Annotated in this window: 17 protein-coding genes and 1 tRNA gene; 11 read left to right on the top strand and 7 right to left on the bottom strand. The window is 56.2% G+C overall.

The window, feature by feature from the left end:
* The coding region (locus KHU33_RS23415) for an IS3 family transposase (RefSeq protein ID WP_211463850.1) at positions 1-100 on the top strand (100 nt) is incomplete at its 5' end.
* A gap of 78 nt (positions 101-178) precedes the next feature.
* Here the strand turns inward: KHU33_RS23415 and KHU33_RS23410 are convergent.
* Positions 179-1,156, bottom strand: a complete 978-nt coding sequence (locus KHU33_RS23410) for an NAD(P)H-quinone oxidoreductase (protein ID WP_211467457.1) — start codon at positions 1,154-1,156, stop codon at positions 179-181.
* Between the two features lie 179 nt (positions 1,157-1,335).
* Here KHU33_RS23410 and KHU33_RS23405 point away from each other — a divergent pair, with 179 nt between their 5' ends.
* The 8 genes from KHU33_RS23405 (at position 1,336) to KHU33_RS23370 (ending at position 8,647) form a co-directional block, all read left to right on the top strand.
* Complete coding sequence (locus KHU33_RS23405; RefSeq protein ID WP_211467455.1) at positions 1,336-2,790, top strand: GGDEF domain-containing protein; 1,455 nt, start codon at positions 1,336-1,338, stop codon at positions 2,788-2,790.
* 216 nt (positions 2,791-3,006) lie between these two features.
* Positions 3,007-3,660, top strand: a complete 654-nt coding sequence (locus tag KHU33_RS23400) for a hydrolase (protein WP_211467453.1) — start codon at positions 3,007-3,009, stop codon at positions 3,658-3,660.
* Between the two features lie 66 nt (positions 3,661-3,726).
* Positions 3,727-5,580 carry an amidohydrolase gene (locus KHU33_RS23395; RefSeq protein ID WP_211467450.1) on the top strand — a complete coding sequence of 618 codons (1,854 nt, stop codon included), beginning with the start codon at positions 3,727-3,729 and terminating at the stop codon, positions 5,578-5,580.
* Between the two features lie 48 nt (positions 5,581-5,628).
* Positions 5,629-5,820, top strand: a complete 192-nt coding sequence (locus tag KHU33_RS23390) for a DUF1427 family protein (RefSeq protein ID WP_211467448.1) — start codon at positions 5,629-5,631, stop codon at positions 5,818-5,820.
* Positions 5,817-5,969 carry a DUF1427 family protein gene (locus tag KHU33_RS23385; RefSeq protein WP_211467446.1) on the top strand — a complete coding sequence of 51 codons (153 nt, stop codon included), beginning with the start codon at positions 5,817-5,819 and terminating at the stop codon, positions 5,967-5,969. Before KHU33_RS23390 ends, KHU33_RS23385 begins: the two co-directional genes overlap by 4 nt.
* Positions 5,970-5,978: 9 nt before the next feature.
* On the top strand, positions 5,979-6,683 hold the full coding sequence (locus KHU33_RS23380) for a YoaK family protein (RefSeq protein ID WP_211467444.1): 705 nt from the start codon (positions 5,979-5,981) through the stop codon (positions 6,681-6,683).
* A gap of 77 nt (positions 6,684-6,760) precedes the next feature.
* Positions 6,761-7,684 (top strand): DedA family protein/thiosulfate sulfurtransferase GlpE, encoded by a 924-nt coding sequence (locus tag KHU33_RS23375; protein ID WP_211467442.1) that lies wholly within the window; start codon positions 6,761-6,763, stop codon positions 7,682-7,684.
* Between the two features lie 39 nt (positions 7,685-7,723).
* Positions 7,724-8,647, top strand: coding sequence for a LysR substrate-binding domain-containing protein (locus KHU33_RS23370; RefSeq protein ID WP_211467440.1), 924 nt, complete (start codon positions 7,724-7,726; stop codon positions 8,645-8,647).
* A 91-nt stretch (positions 8,648-8,738) separates the two neighbouring features.
* Here the strand turns inward: KHU33_RS23370 and KHU33_RS23365 are convergent, their stop codons facing one another.
* Together KHU33_RS23365 and KHU33_RS23360 are read right to left on the bottom strand one after the other, a co-directional pair.
* The gene (locus KHU33_RS23365) at positions 8,739-9,440 is read right to left on the bottom strand and encodes a pirin family protein (RefSeq protein WP_211467438.1); all 702 of its coding nucleotides are present in this window, start codon (positions 9,438-9,440) and stop codon (positions 8,739-8,741) included.
* 342 nt (positions 9,441-9,782) lie between these two features.
* On the bottom strand, positions 9,783-10,526 hold the full coding sequence (locus KHU33_RS23360; protein ID WP_211467436.1) for an MgtC/SapB family protein: 744 nt from the start codon (positions 10,524-10,526) through the stop codon (positions 9,783-9,785).
* Between the two features lie 326 nt (positions 10,527-10,852).
* On the opposite strand from KHU33_RS23360, the gene KHU33_RS23355 reads away from it, so the two are divergent.
* Both KHU33_RS23355 and KHU33_RS23350 read left to right on the top strand, forming a co-directional pair.
* The gene (locus tag KHU33_RS23355; protein WP_211467434.1) at positions 10,853-11,179 is read left to right on the top strand and encodes a hypothetical protein; all 327 of its coding nucleotides are present in this window, start codon (positions 10,853-10,855) and stop codon (positions 11,177-11,179) included.
* A 144-nt stretch (positions 11,180-11,323) separates the two neighbouring features.
* The gene (locus KHU33_RS23350; protein WP_211467432.1) at positions 11,324-11,632 is read left to right on the top strand and encodes a PXPV repeat protein; all 309 of its coding nucleotides are present in this window, start codon (positions 11,324-11,326) and stop codon (positions 11,630-11,632) included.
* 797 nt (positions 11,633-12,429) lie between these two features.
* On the opposite strand, the gene KHU33_RS23345 is transcribed toward KHU33_RS23350, so the two are convergent.
* The 4 genes from KHU33_RS23345 to KHU33_RS23330 all read right to left on the bottom strand — a co-directional run.
* A tRNA-Lys gene (locus KHU33_RS23345) sits at positions 12,430-12,505 on the bottom strand.
* A gap of 90 nt (positions 12,506-12,595) precedes the next feature.
* The gene (gene ybgF, locus KHU33_RS23340) at positions 12,596-13,342 is read right to left on the bottom strand and encodes a tol-pal system protein YbgF (RefSeq protein WP_407928311.1); all 747 of its coding nucleotides are present in this window, start codon (positions 13,340-13,342) and stop codon (positions 12,596-12,598) included.
* Positions 13,343-13,344: 2 nt separating this feature from the next.
* Positions 13,345-13,863 (bottom strand): peptidoglycan-associated lipoprotein Pal, encoded by a 519-nt coding sequence (gene pal, locus KHU33_RS23335; protein ID WP_211467428.1) that lies wholly within the window; start codon positions 13,861-13,863, stop codon positions 13,345-13,347.
* A gap of 51 nt (positions 13,864-13,914) precedes the next feature.
* A partial coding sequence (locus KHU33_RS23330) for a DPP IV N-terminal domain-containing protein (RefSeq protein WP_211467426.1) occupies positions 13,915-14,512 on the bottom strand: 598 nt, incomplete at its 5' end.

Here is a 14,512-nt window from a genome sequence, read left to right as displayed (position 1 = left end):
TTTGAAGAAGTACATTCACTACTATAATCACGACCGCATCAAATTGAAACTAAACGGGCTGAGTCCTGTGCAATACAGAACCCAGCCCTTAGCAGCCTAGCAAATCAAACCGTCCAACTTTATGGGGTCAGTTCACGTTCCCGGCTGCTTTTTCTATTTGGTATGGCTATGGCGTGGCTTATAGGGTCAGCATGATCTTGCCGATATGCGAACTGCTTTCCATCAATGCATGCGCCTGCGCCGCTTGCTCAAGCGGAAAGGTCTTGAAGATCACCGGCTTGATTTTTTTCGCCGCCAGCAGTGGCCAGACCCGTTCGCGCAATTGCGCCGCGATGGCAGCCTTGAAGGCGATCGGCCGCGGCCGTAGGGTCGAACCGGTAATCGTCAGGCGCCGCATCAGTATCTGGCGGAAATCGATATTCGCGCTGCTGCCGCCCAGGGTGGCGATGAATACCAGGCGGCCGTCGTCCGCCAGGCAGCTGATTTCACGCGGCACGTAGTCGCCGGCCACCATGTCCAGGATCACGTTGACGCCTTTGCCGCCGGTAGCTGCCTTGATGACGGCGGCGAAGTCTTCGCTGCGGTAATTGATTGCGCGTTCGGCGCCCAGCGCTTCGCAGGCGCGGCATTTCTCATCCGAACCGGCGGTGGCGAATACCCGATGGCCGAGCGCCGTGGCGATCTGGATCGCCGCCGCGCCGATGCCGGAACTGCCGCCCTGCACCAGCAAGGTCTCGCCGCTCGCCAGTTTTACCCGATCGAAGACATTGCTCCAGACGGTGAAAAAGGTTTCCGGCAGCGATGCCGCTTCCACTGCGCTCCAGCCGTCGGGCAGCGGCAAGCACTGGGCGCTCGGCGCACAGCAGTATTCGGCGTAGCCGCCGCCCTGTACCAAGGCGCACACCAGATCGCCTTGCTTGAATGAGCTGTTGCTGAAATCGCCATCGACGATTTCACCGGCGATCTCCAGCCCCGGCAAATCGGATGCGCCCGGCGGCGGCGAATAATTGCCGGTGCGCTGGAACACGTCGGGCCGGTTGATGCCGGCGGCCTGCACCTTGATCAGCACTTCGCCGGGCTTGAAAGATGGGATAGGGCGTTCGCAGATTTGCAATACATCCGGGCCGCCGGGTTGGGTGATTTCGATAGCGCGCATGGCGTGGTCTCCAGGAGAAAACAGCCATTGTATGACAAGTCCTATTTCTCCTTTAAGCGCGATATTGATAGCTTTTCTGTATTAGCCCGTTGCACACATTCAAGTTATTATTTTGATGCACACAGGAAAGATTTTCGAAAGGAAATCCAGTTATTTAGGGGCTTTATAAAGAACAGGCAATGACCGACCGCGCATCAAACGCAGGTAACAATGCCGTATCCAAGCCGGCCTGGCACCACAAAAGCGCATCACCAGCGACCCGGCAGGCGACTAGCCGGCAGCGGCGGCGCGCACTGTGGGCCTGTATCGGTATTGTTCTGGGAACCACGCTGCTGCTGCCGCTGGCGGCGCTCATGGGGCCGTCGATGCCGGCCTTCATCCCTTCCTACCAGACGGCGACCGTGCTCGCCTATGTCATCATTACTTATCTGATTTTTGCCCACTATCGTGCTACCAGAGCGTCCGATTTGCTATATATCGGCGGCGGCTGTTTTTATTGCACGGGAATTCTTATCGCGCAATTCCTGGCTTTACCCGATATGTTCCTGCCGCAAGGGGCATTGCTGGGTGGGGCGCAGAGCGCGATCTGGCTGTGGTTCTTCTGGCATGCGGGCCTGGCGCTGGGCATCCTGGCCTATGCCGCCAGCGCTTGGTGGAGTCCGGCGCCGGCGGCTAGCGATTCCGAGCGTATGGCGCAATGGCTGATGGCGGTGGTGGCGGCGGCGCTGATCGCGAGCCTGCTGCCGGTCATCGTATTCCATGCGCAATTGCCGCAGCTCGACGACAACGGCGACTTTCATCGCGTGACCAGCAGCGGCATCGGCCCCTTGCTTCAGTTGGTCACCGGCGCGGCCCTGCTGACATTGTGGCAGGCCACGCGCTTCCGGACGGTGTTGCACGTGTGGCTGGGCGTAGCCTTGGTTGCACTGCTATGCGATAACGCCATCACCATGGCGGGCGGCAGCCAGTTTTCGATCGGCTGGTACGCCGGCCGCTGTAACGCTCTGATTTCGGCCGCGCTGCTGCTGCTGATCTATTTGCGCGAAATGAACCAAGTCTATCTGAAGACGGTGCAAGACGCCCGCCTGCTGGCGCTCAACAACGCCATGCTGGAAGTCAGGATGGATCAGGTGCGGCTGGACGATCTGACCGGCCTGCCCGGCCGCTCGCTGTTTCTCGAACTGGCCGAAACCCTGCGTAGCCGCGACCTGTTCAAGCGTCAGGCGGTGGCGCTGCTGTTCATTGACCTGGACGGGTTTAAATGGATTAACGACAATCTGGGCCATGACCGTGGCGATAACGTGCTGGTCGAGGTGGCCGCCGCACTGAGGTCGGTACTCAGGGACAGCGATATCGCCGGGCGGGTCGGCGGCGACGAGTTCGTGGTGTGCCTGGTGGCTCCCGCCGCGACCATCAAAGCTACCGCGGCTGCGGTTGCCAGCCGCATTGTCAGTCGCGTTGCCGCGATTGGCGACGGTGTCGGCTGCAGCATCGGCATCGCCCTGTGCCAGGCCGAAAATCTGGAATGGGATGCGGCATTGCGTCAGGCTGACGAAGCCATGTACCAGGCCAAGCGCCAGGGGAAAAGCCGTTTTACGATATATGGCCATGCGCTTCTGGATGAAGTGGCTTGAAGCTTGTGCGGCAAACGCGAACTTCTGGTATTGAGATGTCAATAAATTAATAATCGATAAATTCGATTGTTAATCGATAGATTTTCCGTTTTTCTTTTCATTTTCTCTCGACCATACTGCAATTCATTGGTGCTCACCTATATGGATGGATGCCAATTAATCAAAGTCGATTTTTATTTTAATTTCGAATTTATTGCATATTAGAGAGGAAGCATCATGCCAATCGCAACCGCCCAGGCCGGCAGTACATTACTGAATCCCGCAAACCACACCTTGATCATGATCGATCATCAATCGCAAATGGCGTTTGCCACCAAATCCATCGATCTGGTGTCCTTGCGCAATAACGTGGCGCTGGTGGCAAAGGCCGCCAAGGAATTCAAGGTCTCGACCATATTGACCACGGTGGCCGAAAAATCGTTTTCAGGCCCTATCTTCGACGAAATCAAAACGGTGTTTCCAGAGCAGGAAGTGATCGACCGCACCACCATGAATACCTGGGAAGATGCGCGCATCGCAGAGCGCGTCAACGCCATCGGCAAGGGCAAGATCGTGCTGGCCGGCCTATGGACTTCGGTGTGCATCGTAGGACCGGCATTATCGGCTCTCGATCAGGGATTTGAAGTCTATGTGATTACTGACGCCAGCGGCGATGTCTCCGATGAAGCGCACCAGCGCGCGGTGGAACGCATGATCCAGCAGGGGGCACGGCCCATGACATCGTTGCAGTATCTGCTGGAACTGCAACGCGACTGGGCGCGCGCCGAAACCTACAATGAAACCGTGGCCACCTCGATTGCGCACGGCGGCGGTTACGGCCTTGGCCTGATCTATGCCAAGACCATGTTCAATGCCTCTGAAGGACACTAAGACCGCGCGGCCCGGTGAGCCGTGATGCAGCGGGCCGCAATCCATCAGCAGAGATAGGGGAAGAGCATGAATGCAGACATGATTTTGTTAAACGGACGCTTTCACACCGTCGACAAGACGCAGCCGCTGGCGACAGCGGTGGCAATCCAGGATGGTAAATTTATTGCGGTCGGCGACGCCGAACAGGTGATGCGTCATCGCGGCGCGGCTACCCAGGTGATTGACTTGAACGGCCGCACTGTGATCCCCGGCTTGAACGACTCTCACATGCACCTGATCCGCGGCGGTCTCAACTACAATCTGGAATTGCGCTGGGAGGGCGTGCCTTCGCTGGCGGACGCCTTGCGCATGCTGCGGGAACAGGCGCTGCGTACTCCGCATCCGCAATGGGTGCGGGTGGTCGGCGGCTGGACTGAATTCCAGTTTGCCGAAAAGCGCATGCCGACCCTGGAAGAAATCAATGCCGCCGCGCCCGACACGCCGGTGTTCATCCTGCATTTGTATGACCGCGCCTTGCTCAACCGCGCCGCCTTGCGCGCCGTCGGTTATACCAAGGACACGCCGAATCCGCCGGGCGGCGAAATTCAGCGCGACGCCGGCGGCAATCCAACCGGCATGCTGATCGCCAGACCGAACGCCATGATCCTGTACGCCACCCTGGCCAAGGGCCCGGCGCTGCCGCACGAGCAACAAGTCAACTCCACCCGCCAATTCATGCGCGAGCTGAACCGGCTTGGCGTCACCAGCGCCATCGACGCCGGCGGCGGTTTCCAGAATTATCCGGAAGACTACGCCATCATCGATCAGCTGGCGCGCGATCAGCAATTGACTATCCGCATCGCCTACAACCTGTTCACCCAGCGCAAGGGGCAGGAGTTGGAAGATTTCCAGAAATGGACGGACATGATCGCACCGGGCCATGGCGATGATTTTTACCGCCATAACGGCGCCGGTGAAATGCTGGTGTTTTCAGCGGCAGACTTTGAAGATTTCCTGGAGCCGCGCCCGGACTTGGCGGCCGGCATGGAAGACGAGCTGGAAAAAGTGGTGCAGCATCTGGTGTCGAACCGCTGGCCGTTCCGTCTGCATGCGACGTATGACGAATCGATCAGCCGCATGCTGGATGTGTTTGAGAAAGTGAATCGCGAGATTCCTTTCGACGGCTTGCACTGGATCTTCGACCATGCGGAAACCATTACGCCGCGCAATATCGAACGCGTGCGGGCGCTGGGCGGCGGCATCGCAATCCAGCACCGGATGGCGTTCCAGGGAGAATATTTTGCCGATCGCTATGGCGTCGAAGCCGCCAAACACACGCCGCCGGTAGCGCGCATGCTGGAGATGGGAGTGCCGGTCGGCGCCGGCACCGACGCCACCCGCGTGGCCAGCTACAACCCATGGACTGCGCTGTATTGGCTGGTGTCGGGCCGTACCGTCGGCGGCATGCGCTTGTATGACACTGCCGGGCAGTTGGCGCGCGATACCGCGCTGGAATTGTGGACCGCCGGCAGCGCCTGGTTCTCCAGCGAGCAGGGCAAGAAGGGCCGCATCAAGCAAGGACAGCTGGCCGATCTGGCAGTGTTGTCGGCGGATTTCTTTGCGGTCGATGAAGACAGCATCAAGGCGTTGGAATCAGTGTTGACGGTAGTCGGCGGCAAGATAGTCTACGGCGCGGCAGAATTCGCCCCGCTGGCGCCGCCGCCGATCCCGGTATTGCCGGATTGGTCGCCGGTGAAAAACGTGCCGGGACACTATCGTCTTGTGCCGCAACAACGCCAGGCTCTAGCTTTGCCGCACCAATGCGCGGGCGCTTGCGGCGTGCATGCCCATGCACACGATGCGGCAAGAAAATCGACCGTGCCGATCTCCGACTATTCCGGATTTTGGGGGGCATTAGGCTGCAGCTGCTTCGCTTTTTAAACGTGTTGCCGACTTCCTTGCGAAATCGGTTTGCCATCGAGGATCATCATGCGCTATACAAAGATATTATTGGGTTTGCTGCTATCGTTCGTAGTCGGTGCCGCTTGTCGTTTGGCGCAGATTCCAGTGCCTTCGCCGCCGGTGCTAAGCGGAGCGCTGTTGGTTTTCATGATGAGCAGCGGATACTGGCTGGTGGGGCGTTACCTGGCAACCCGCGCCGCACCTGAGGAGAAACCATGATGGCCTTGATGCTGGGCGTGATCCTGGGACTGCTGGTGGGCGCACTCTGCCGCTGGTTCGATTTGCCTTCGCCGACACCGCCGACACCGGTCGGCGCCTTGCTGGTGGTGGCGATGACACTGGGTTATGTGGTTGCGGGTCAGGTTTGACAGGAGTGCATGATGCAGGAAAATCGCAAGACGCAGCAAGCGGTCGCACTGAGTTTTTTGGCTGGTTACGTCGATACCGTGGGGTTTATCGCCTTGTTCGGCTTGTTCACTGCGCACGTTACCGGCAACTTTGTACTCATCGGCAGCGAGCTGGCCAACCCCTCGCACGGCGTGCTGATTAAATTGCTGGCGTTCCCGGCTTTCATACTCGCCGTGGCGTTGACGCGCATGGCGCTGGTCTGGCTGGAGCGCGGCGGCAAGTCGCCGATGCCCTATCTGTTGCTTTTGCAATTGATTTTTCTACTATGCTTCATGGCCGCCGGTTATCTGCTCGAACCGGTGCGCGATGCGCGGGCGCCGCTGGCTTTGCTGGCCGGCGTCTTCGGCGCTGCCAGCATGGGCGTGCAAAACGCCAGCAGCCGCCTGATCTTGCAGCATATGACGCCGACCACGGTGATGACCGGCAATGTCACCCAGCTAGTGATTGATCTGGTCGATATCCTGCGCGGCGCGGCCGACGACACCGTGCGCCAGCGCTGCGTCAAATTTTTCTGGCCGGTGGTGGCGTTCGGCGTCGGCGCGATAGGCGGGGCGTTTGCCTACAAGTATTGGCTTTTCCTGGCCCTGTTGTTGCCGGCCGCGATACTGGCTTGGCTGGCTGCCACAGAATATCTTTCAGAAAAGACCGAAGTCGGATCGCCATCAACTTTATAATGTTCAAGGAATTTACTGCGGTATTTTGATATTGCCGATCTGGCAATCCTTGACATGGTGATGAGGCGACGAAAGAGATGACCTATTTGTTTCATTTGATTGAGCAATATGGGCTGGTCATCGTATTTTTCAATGTGCTGGCTGAACAGCTGGGGACGCCGATACCGGCTTATCCGACGCTGGTGATTACCGGCGCCTTGATGCACCGGGGCGATTACTCGGCGCCGGTGTTGCTGCTCACCGCGGTAGTCGCGGCGCTGATCGCCGACTATCTCTGGTACCTCGCGGGGCGGCGCTATGGCAGGAAAGTGCTGTCGACGCTGTGCCGCATTTCGCTGTCGCCGGATTCCTGCGTGCGGCAAACCGAAACGATCTATTCGCGCTGGGGCGCGCGCTCGCTGCTGCTGGCCAAGTTCATTCCCGGTTTTGCTTCCATCGCCAGTGCGCTGGCCGGCACCATCGGCACCAGGCGCACGACTTTCATCATCTACGACGGCATAGGCGCGGCCTTGTGGGCCGGCCTGGCGGTTTTTCTCGGCTCGCTGTTCAGCACCACCATCGACGATTTATTGAACGTGCTGACCGAGCTCGGCCAATACGGCATGCTGCTGGTCTGCGCCGGCTTTGCGATTTTTGTCGCCAGCAAATGGTGGCAGCGCCGGCGCTTCCGCATGTCCTTGCGTATGGCGCGCATCTCGGTGGAGGAACTGGATCAGTTGTTCAAGCAGGGAGTGACGCCGGCGATTGTCGATGTGCGCTCACCGGCGTCGCAACAGGCCGGGCGGATTCCGGGCGCACGCGCCATTTCACATCAGGAAATTCATGACTTCGTCTTCGATGCGCCGGTGGACCAGGAAGTGATCGTCTACTGTGCTTGCCCGAATGAAGCCTCGGCGGCGCTGGTCGCCAAGCAGCTGATGCAGCGCGGATACAAGAAAGTGCGGCCGCTGTCGGGCGGCATAGATGCCTGGATCGCTGCCGGTTACGAGATCGATTCTTAGTTTCCCATCTCTAGTTTTCTTCTCTCTATCGGGAGTTCCATGTTCAGAATCAGTCTCGACGCGCTGTTGATTCTTGACGCCATCGACCGGCGCGGATCGTTTTCCGCAGCCGGCAGCGAGTTGCACCGGGTGCCTTCGACGATTTCCTATACGGTGTCGAAACTGGAACAAGACCTTGGTGTGCAGGTGTTCGAGCGCCAGGGGCCGAAAGTGATGCTGACGCGCGCCGGAGCCGAATTGCTCAAGGAAGGGCGTTACCTGCTGAAGGCGGCGGAAGATCTGGAGCATCGGGTGCGCCGTGTCGCCTCCGGTTGGGAAACCGAATTGACGATATGCATAGACTCATTATTTTCGGTGACCGCCCTGGAATCGGATATCGCCGCTTTCTGCGAGGTTGCGGATAAAACCCGTTTGCGCATCGCCAGGGAATCGCTGGCCGGCACCTGGGAAGCCTTGCTGGAGCGCCGCGTCGATTTGCTGATCGCAGCGCCGGGGCAGGGGCCGGCGGGCGGTGGTTATATCGCCGAACCGATGGGCGCCGTATCCTTTGTGTTTGTGGTGGCGCCGGGGCATCCGCTGGCCAAGGTAAAGCGCGTGCTGGGCAAGGCGGAACTACTGCCGTATCGCGCCATCAGCGTCGCGGATTCGGCGCGCAAGATGGCGTCGCGCACGGTAGGTTTGCTGTTTGGACAAGATACGCTGACGGTGCCCGACATGCGCAGCAAATACGACTTGCAGCTGGCGGGCATCGGTTTCGGCTTTTTACCGGAACCGTGCGCGCGGGCGGCGATTGCTGCGGGCGCCCTGATCGTGAAAGAAGTGGAAGAACCGAAGCCGGATGAAACATTTTCACTGGCCTGGCGCACCGGCGATGAAGGCGCCGCCTTGACCTGGTGGATGGAGCGCATGCGCGACAGCGATGCGATGGCGCGTTTGTTCCGCCATGTGCCGGGTGCGCTCTAAGAAAAACAGGCCGAATCGCGACAACTGCGCGTAAAGCCGTGCCGGCCTGCATCACTACTAGCGTGCCGCGCTCATCAATCAGAACCCAAGATCAATAGGGCAGATCGAACAGCAATACTTCCGCAGCTTCGGCGTTGGTCAGCGTGATCAAAGTTTCTGCCGTCACCTTCACCGCGTCGCCGCCGTTCAACTCCGTGCCGTTGACGTTGAGACGGCCGCGAATCAAATGCACATAAGCCGTGCGCCCATTCGCCAGCGTGTGCTGCAGCGGCTGATCGCCGTTCAGGATGGCCGCATAAATCGATGCATCCTGATGTATCAACACCGAATTGCCGCGGCCATCGGCCGATGCGATCAAACGCAGCTGTCCTTGTTTTTCCGCAGCCGTGAAATGCTTCTCTTCATAACTCGGCGGAATCCCTTTGACATTCGGCTGAATCCAGATCTGCAGGAAATGCACAGGCGCGGTTGCCAAGTGATTGAATTCGCTGTGACGGACGCCGGTGCCGGCACTCATTCTTTGCACGTCGCCGTAATGCAAGACCGAGCCGGTGCCCATGCTGTCCTTGTGTTCCAGCGCGCCGTCCAGCACATAGGAAATGATTTCCATGTCGCTGTGGCCATGCGTGCCGAAACCCTTGCCGGCTTGCACGCGGTCTTCATTGATCACCAGCAGCGGTCCGAAGCCGGTGTGCTGAGGATCGAAATAATGGCCGAACGAAAAGGTATGGTGCGAATTCAGCCAGCCGTGATCGGCAACGCCACGTTCTTTGCTTTTACGAATTTGAAGCATGATTTTCTCCGTCGGTTGCCGCATCCTTCACCATTTTTCACCTTGAAAAATGATTGCAATGGATGCGGTGTTGATTCAACAGGACGAAGTATGCGCGTTGCTGAATCAAAAGAAAAACGGAAAAAATATGGATGTATGTTCGAATTTATCGATTATTTCCTAGGGGCTTTGTTTGTGCGCATGACAGAATTGCGGAATATCTTTGTGAATCCGTTTTAAGGCTTGAAAACGGATAGGACAACATAAAATTCGAAAATAGATGCGGCTCCATCGGCTGACGGATCTGACTCCGCCGATATTGCGTTGAGATGCCTATAAATCTTCGGGCAGAGGATCGACGGCCTAGTTGCGACAGTGCGTCAATTCAAAATTCTCGACACCTTCGTATGAATTCATCATGCGTGCCAGCTCGGAGACGGAGGTCCCTTTTTTGCTGTCGATGGCAACAGCGATGAAATGCCATTTCGCATGTTTGTCGTGTGAGCTGATGGACAGCGAATCTTTGGCAATCTCATAACCGTGCTCTAAAGCTACCTTGCGCAATATGTCTTCATGCGGAACAAAGCCCCTCTCGAAGTCAACCAGAATGGCAACACCGGCACGAGACGGTAGCCAATACTCAAGCTTGGCCACCCAGACCATGCACAAGGCAGATAGCAGTGTGAGCGATATTGCCGCTATATAGAATCCCACGCCGACCAGGACCCCGATCGCTGACGCAGCCCAAATCGATGCTGCCGTCGTGAGTCCTCTAATATTCAAGCCTTCTTTCATGATCACACCGGCGCCAAGAAAGCCGATGCCAGTAACCACCCCTTGCACCACCCGAGTTGGATCGGGATTGACGGGTAATCCGGCATGCCCGCCATACCAGAGCGCGGGGTAACCGACGAACACAGTGAGACCTGCCGAGGCCATGCACACCAGGCCGTATGTACGCATCCCCGCAGCACGTCCGTGATATGCACGTTCGTATCCGATCAGCATCCCTAAAAATAATGCCCCTAACAAGTTAAAAAAAATCAGGGCATTAGCGGCAACTTCAGGAGCTGACCAGTAGGCGGCCAAAGAATCAAATGAAAGCATGTTCGTATATCTTCTTTTAGGTTGTTTTTTAGAGCCCCGAAAATCGGAAGCGGGTTAGAGCTCATGCCCACGCTATAGATAGCGCGGATAAAAATCCACCCGGTTCTTGATCTGAATCGGATGCGCTGAATTGGTCATTAAACGACGTGAGATGACCGGCACTCAAAAAATTCCGGCTCTATCAGTCAGATCATATCCCCCGGTTCACCTGTCTATCGAATTGTAATGGATTGTAATAGCGGTCAACATGACCGTCGCACCAGTCGTTTATTGCTCAAGCCCTCAGGAATTACCTGAGGAAATCAAGATAACGTAAAGGTGCACAAATGAATAAATTAATTGCTACTCTGATCGCTGGCTTGTTCGCAACTTCTGTTTTCGCTCAAACTCCGGCTGCTCCAACCACACCAGCAGCAGCGCCAGCCGCAGTAACTGCAACCACCACTCAAGCTGCAAAAGCTGACGTGAAAGCAGCCAAGGTTGAAGCCAAAGCTGACGCCAAGACTGATGCCAAGGTGTCGGATACCAAGGTCAAAACCAAGAGCAAGAAAGTGAAGCACCACCACAAAGCAGCAAAAGCCGAGGCGAAAGCACCTTCCGCTGACACCAAGGTAGATGCGAAGGTGGATGCCAAGGCAGCTGCACCCAAGTAATCAAATCAATCTCATCGAAAGAGGCAGGTCGAAACCTGTCTCTTTTTTGATCGATGAAATATTCCGTTACGGTAGTTACCAATGCAGGATAGTGGCAGCAGGCGATTTGGCGTTTAATAGGATCGTCGCCTCAGGAGAACCCAAATGAAAAAATTTCTACCCATAGCTGCAGGATTGATCGCAAGTGCCGCTCTGATGAGTGCTGCAACCCCCGCTCTGGCGCAGGTGAACGTCGGTGTCAATATTGGTGTGCCAGGTGTTTATGTTGCGCCGGCACCAGTCTATGTTCAACCACGCCCGGAGTATGTGCAGCCGGAACGGGAACAGGAATGGCGTGAACGTCATATGCGAGCACGTGAATGGCGGGAGCGTGAAGCACGTCGTGACCATCACGACTATGACGACCATCGCGAACACCATGACCGTGGCGAGCACCGTGGGCATGACGACTAACATTTGTTTTTAGCGCCTGAGCACCTTCGACATCACTACTGGTCCTGAAGGGCCGCAAGCGTCAAACATCAAACCCGCCTAGTCAGCAGCGATGACCAGAAGAACCGGAGCGATCCGGTTTTTTTTCGTTTGTCTTTTCAAACAATCAAAACGCTGGGGTGGCTATATGGAAGTGACGACATACGCAACGCTAGTTGATAGCGAAGTGGCTTGCCTCTCAATTAGTCCATTTCCACACAAACGTCAAATGACGTGAAATGCATGCCAAACCGTTATCCACAAGAAACAACGAGCAGGGAGCAATGCCAATTTATGGCAAGTTGTACGTAAGCTTGGCGAGTGATTGTTATTTTTGTTGGTAGAGATACAAATACAGATTAGGATCGAGTGGCATTTTCCAAAACAAAATCGAATATTGACGGGAAAATCAAATAATGTCAGTCGAAAATAAGGCGATAACGTACCCTAAGGAGCCTAGTCCGAGGTCATTCAAAGCACCTATCGCATCAGAATTAAATTTCTCAAAATCAAACCATTGAAAGCGAACGTATTCAGTCGTCATTGAATTTTCCAGGTCATGTGTGGGAGAGGGAGCAAATGACTCTCTGCAATCCTCTTAGGGTATGCCTTGGCTCTGTCGAAGGCGTGTCGTCGACCCCCTGATTTCGTAAAGCATTGATGGTTTTGAAGATGCTGCTGATGGATGCAGCATGTAACCCAGGTGTAACCCGAGATAAAATTTTAGACGAAAAAAAGGGCTACGATTTCTCGTAACCCTTTTATCTACTGCTTATTCGTGGTAGGCCGTGCGGGATTCGAACCTGCGACCAACGGATTAAAAGTCCGCTGCTCTACCAGCTGAGCTAACGACCCGAAAGACCGCTATTATATGTAATGTGCGTATGAGCTGTCAAATCCATATGCACTTTTATTTACACAATTTGCAAAATTAGATTTTGCCGCTCACTTGAGCGTGGTCAGGCGTTCTTTTGCGGTCTGTGCTGCCGGCGTGTTCGGATATTGCGCCAGCAGTTGTTCCAAAGCGCGCTTGGCCTGAGGTTTGTTCTTCAGCTCGGTATAACTGCTGGAGATATTCAACAGTGCATCGGCGGCCTTGGGATTGTCGGCGTACTTGCTGACAACCACCTGTTGCGCCGCAATCGCATTCTTGTAATCGCGCAGAGCGTAATACGCATTCCCCAGCCAGTATTGCGCTGAAGGTGCGAGACCCGAATCCGGGTTGGAGCGTACAAAATTGGAAAATGCCGTTACTGCGGTTTTGTAGTCGCCGGCTTTGAATGTCGCCAGCGCTGCATCGTAGGCCTTCTGGTCGTTGGCGCCGATGCTGACTTCCTGGCCGTCGACGCTGACTTTTTGCGGCTCCAGCTTGCGTAGGCGGGTATCCAGATCGACGTAGAAATCTTTCTGACGCTGCTGGGTATTGGCCAGCTCGTTGGTCAGGACTTCGATCTGGCCGCGCAGCTTGGAAATTTCCTGGTTCAGGCGATCGTTCTGGTCGGACAAATTCAAGGAGCTGGTTTTGTCCGCCTTGCCATCGACCCTGGCATTCACCGCATCGATCTTGCTGCGTATATCCAATATCGCCCGACGTGCTTCATCGTCGTCAAACAGCCCGGCGTGGGCGGTCGGAGCGGAAAAAACTGCGGCCAGCATGGCCGCAGTCATCGTAGCTTTGAAGAACGTCCGCATCATTATTGATAAACGATGTCGGAGCGGCGGTTTTCAGCGTAGGACGCTTCGTCGCTGCCGAGAGCCTTAGGCTTTTCCTTGCCCAGCGAAACCGCTTCGACCTGAGTATCCGAGACGCCTAACAATACCAGCGCCTTGCGCACTGCTTCAGCACGTTTTTGTCCCAGGGCCAGATTGTATTCACGGCCGCCGCGATCATCGGTATTGCCTTGGATGATGATCTTGCGATTCTTGTGGCTGTTCAGGTATTGGGCGTGCGCTTCAACCACGGCCTTGAATTCATCCTTGACGATATAGCTGTCGAAGTCGAAATAAATGCTGCGTTTCGAGAGGATGCCGGTTGGGTTGTTAAGCGGATCGGTGGAGCCGGTATCGACGGTATTGACCGAACGTGTATCGGTGCCGGTGGCGCCGCTCTCGACGACCGGGGCTGCCTTATCGTCCAGCTTGACAGGGGATGAGCAGGCTGCCAGCAGAATCGCGCTAGCAACGATAAGGGCAAAATTTCTGATATTTAGCATTTTTTAATTCTCCAGAGTGGGAAACGAACGTCGATTCAAAGTAACACGTGATTATTTCATGAAAGGCCCCCAAGTAGGCTCCCGTATATCGCCTGCTTGCATAGTTAAGCGCTGTTTGACGCGGCCGTCAACCGAGACCACTGCCAGCGAGCCGCGGCGTCCTGATTCCGTGGCGTACATGATGTACTTGCCGTTCGGCGAAAAACTGGGGGATTCATCCTTGACGGTATCCGACAACCGCTGTTCCTGGCCGTTGCTCAGGTCTAGTGCATACAATTGGAAGCGGCCGCCGCGCTGCGAGATATACGCCAATGTCTTGCCGTCAGGTGAAATCCGCGGGCTGATATTGTAGCTGCCGCCGAATGTCACACGCTGGGCGTCGCCGCCATTGGCGCTCATCTTGTAGATTTGCGGGCCGCCGCTGCGATCGCTGGTGAAGTAGATGTTTTGGCCGTCTGCCGAGAATTGCGGTTCGGTGTCGATGCCATTGGTATTGGTCAGGCGCCGCAAACCGCCGCCGTCGGCGTTCACCACGTAGACCTGGGTCAGGCCGTCGCGCGCCAATGCAATCGCCAGCTTGCTGCCGTCCGGCGACCAGGATGGCGCCGAATTACTGCCCTTGTAGTTGGCTACTACGATGCGCTGTTTG

This window comes from Collimonas silvisoli (assembly GCF_018305005.1).
In the GTDB taxonomy this organism is placed as follows: Bacteria; Pseudomonadota; Gammaproteobacteria; order Burkholderiales; family Burkholderiaceae_D; genus Collimonas; species Collimonas silvisoli.
Note: the sequence above shows the minus strand (reverse complement) of the source record. Positions and strands in the feature narration are given on the sequence as shown.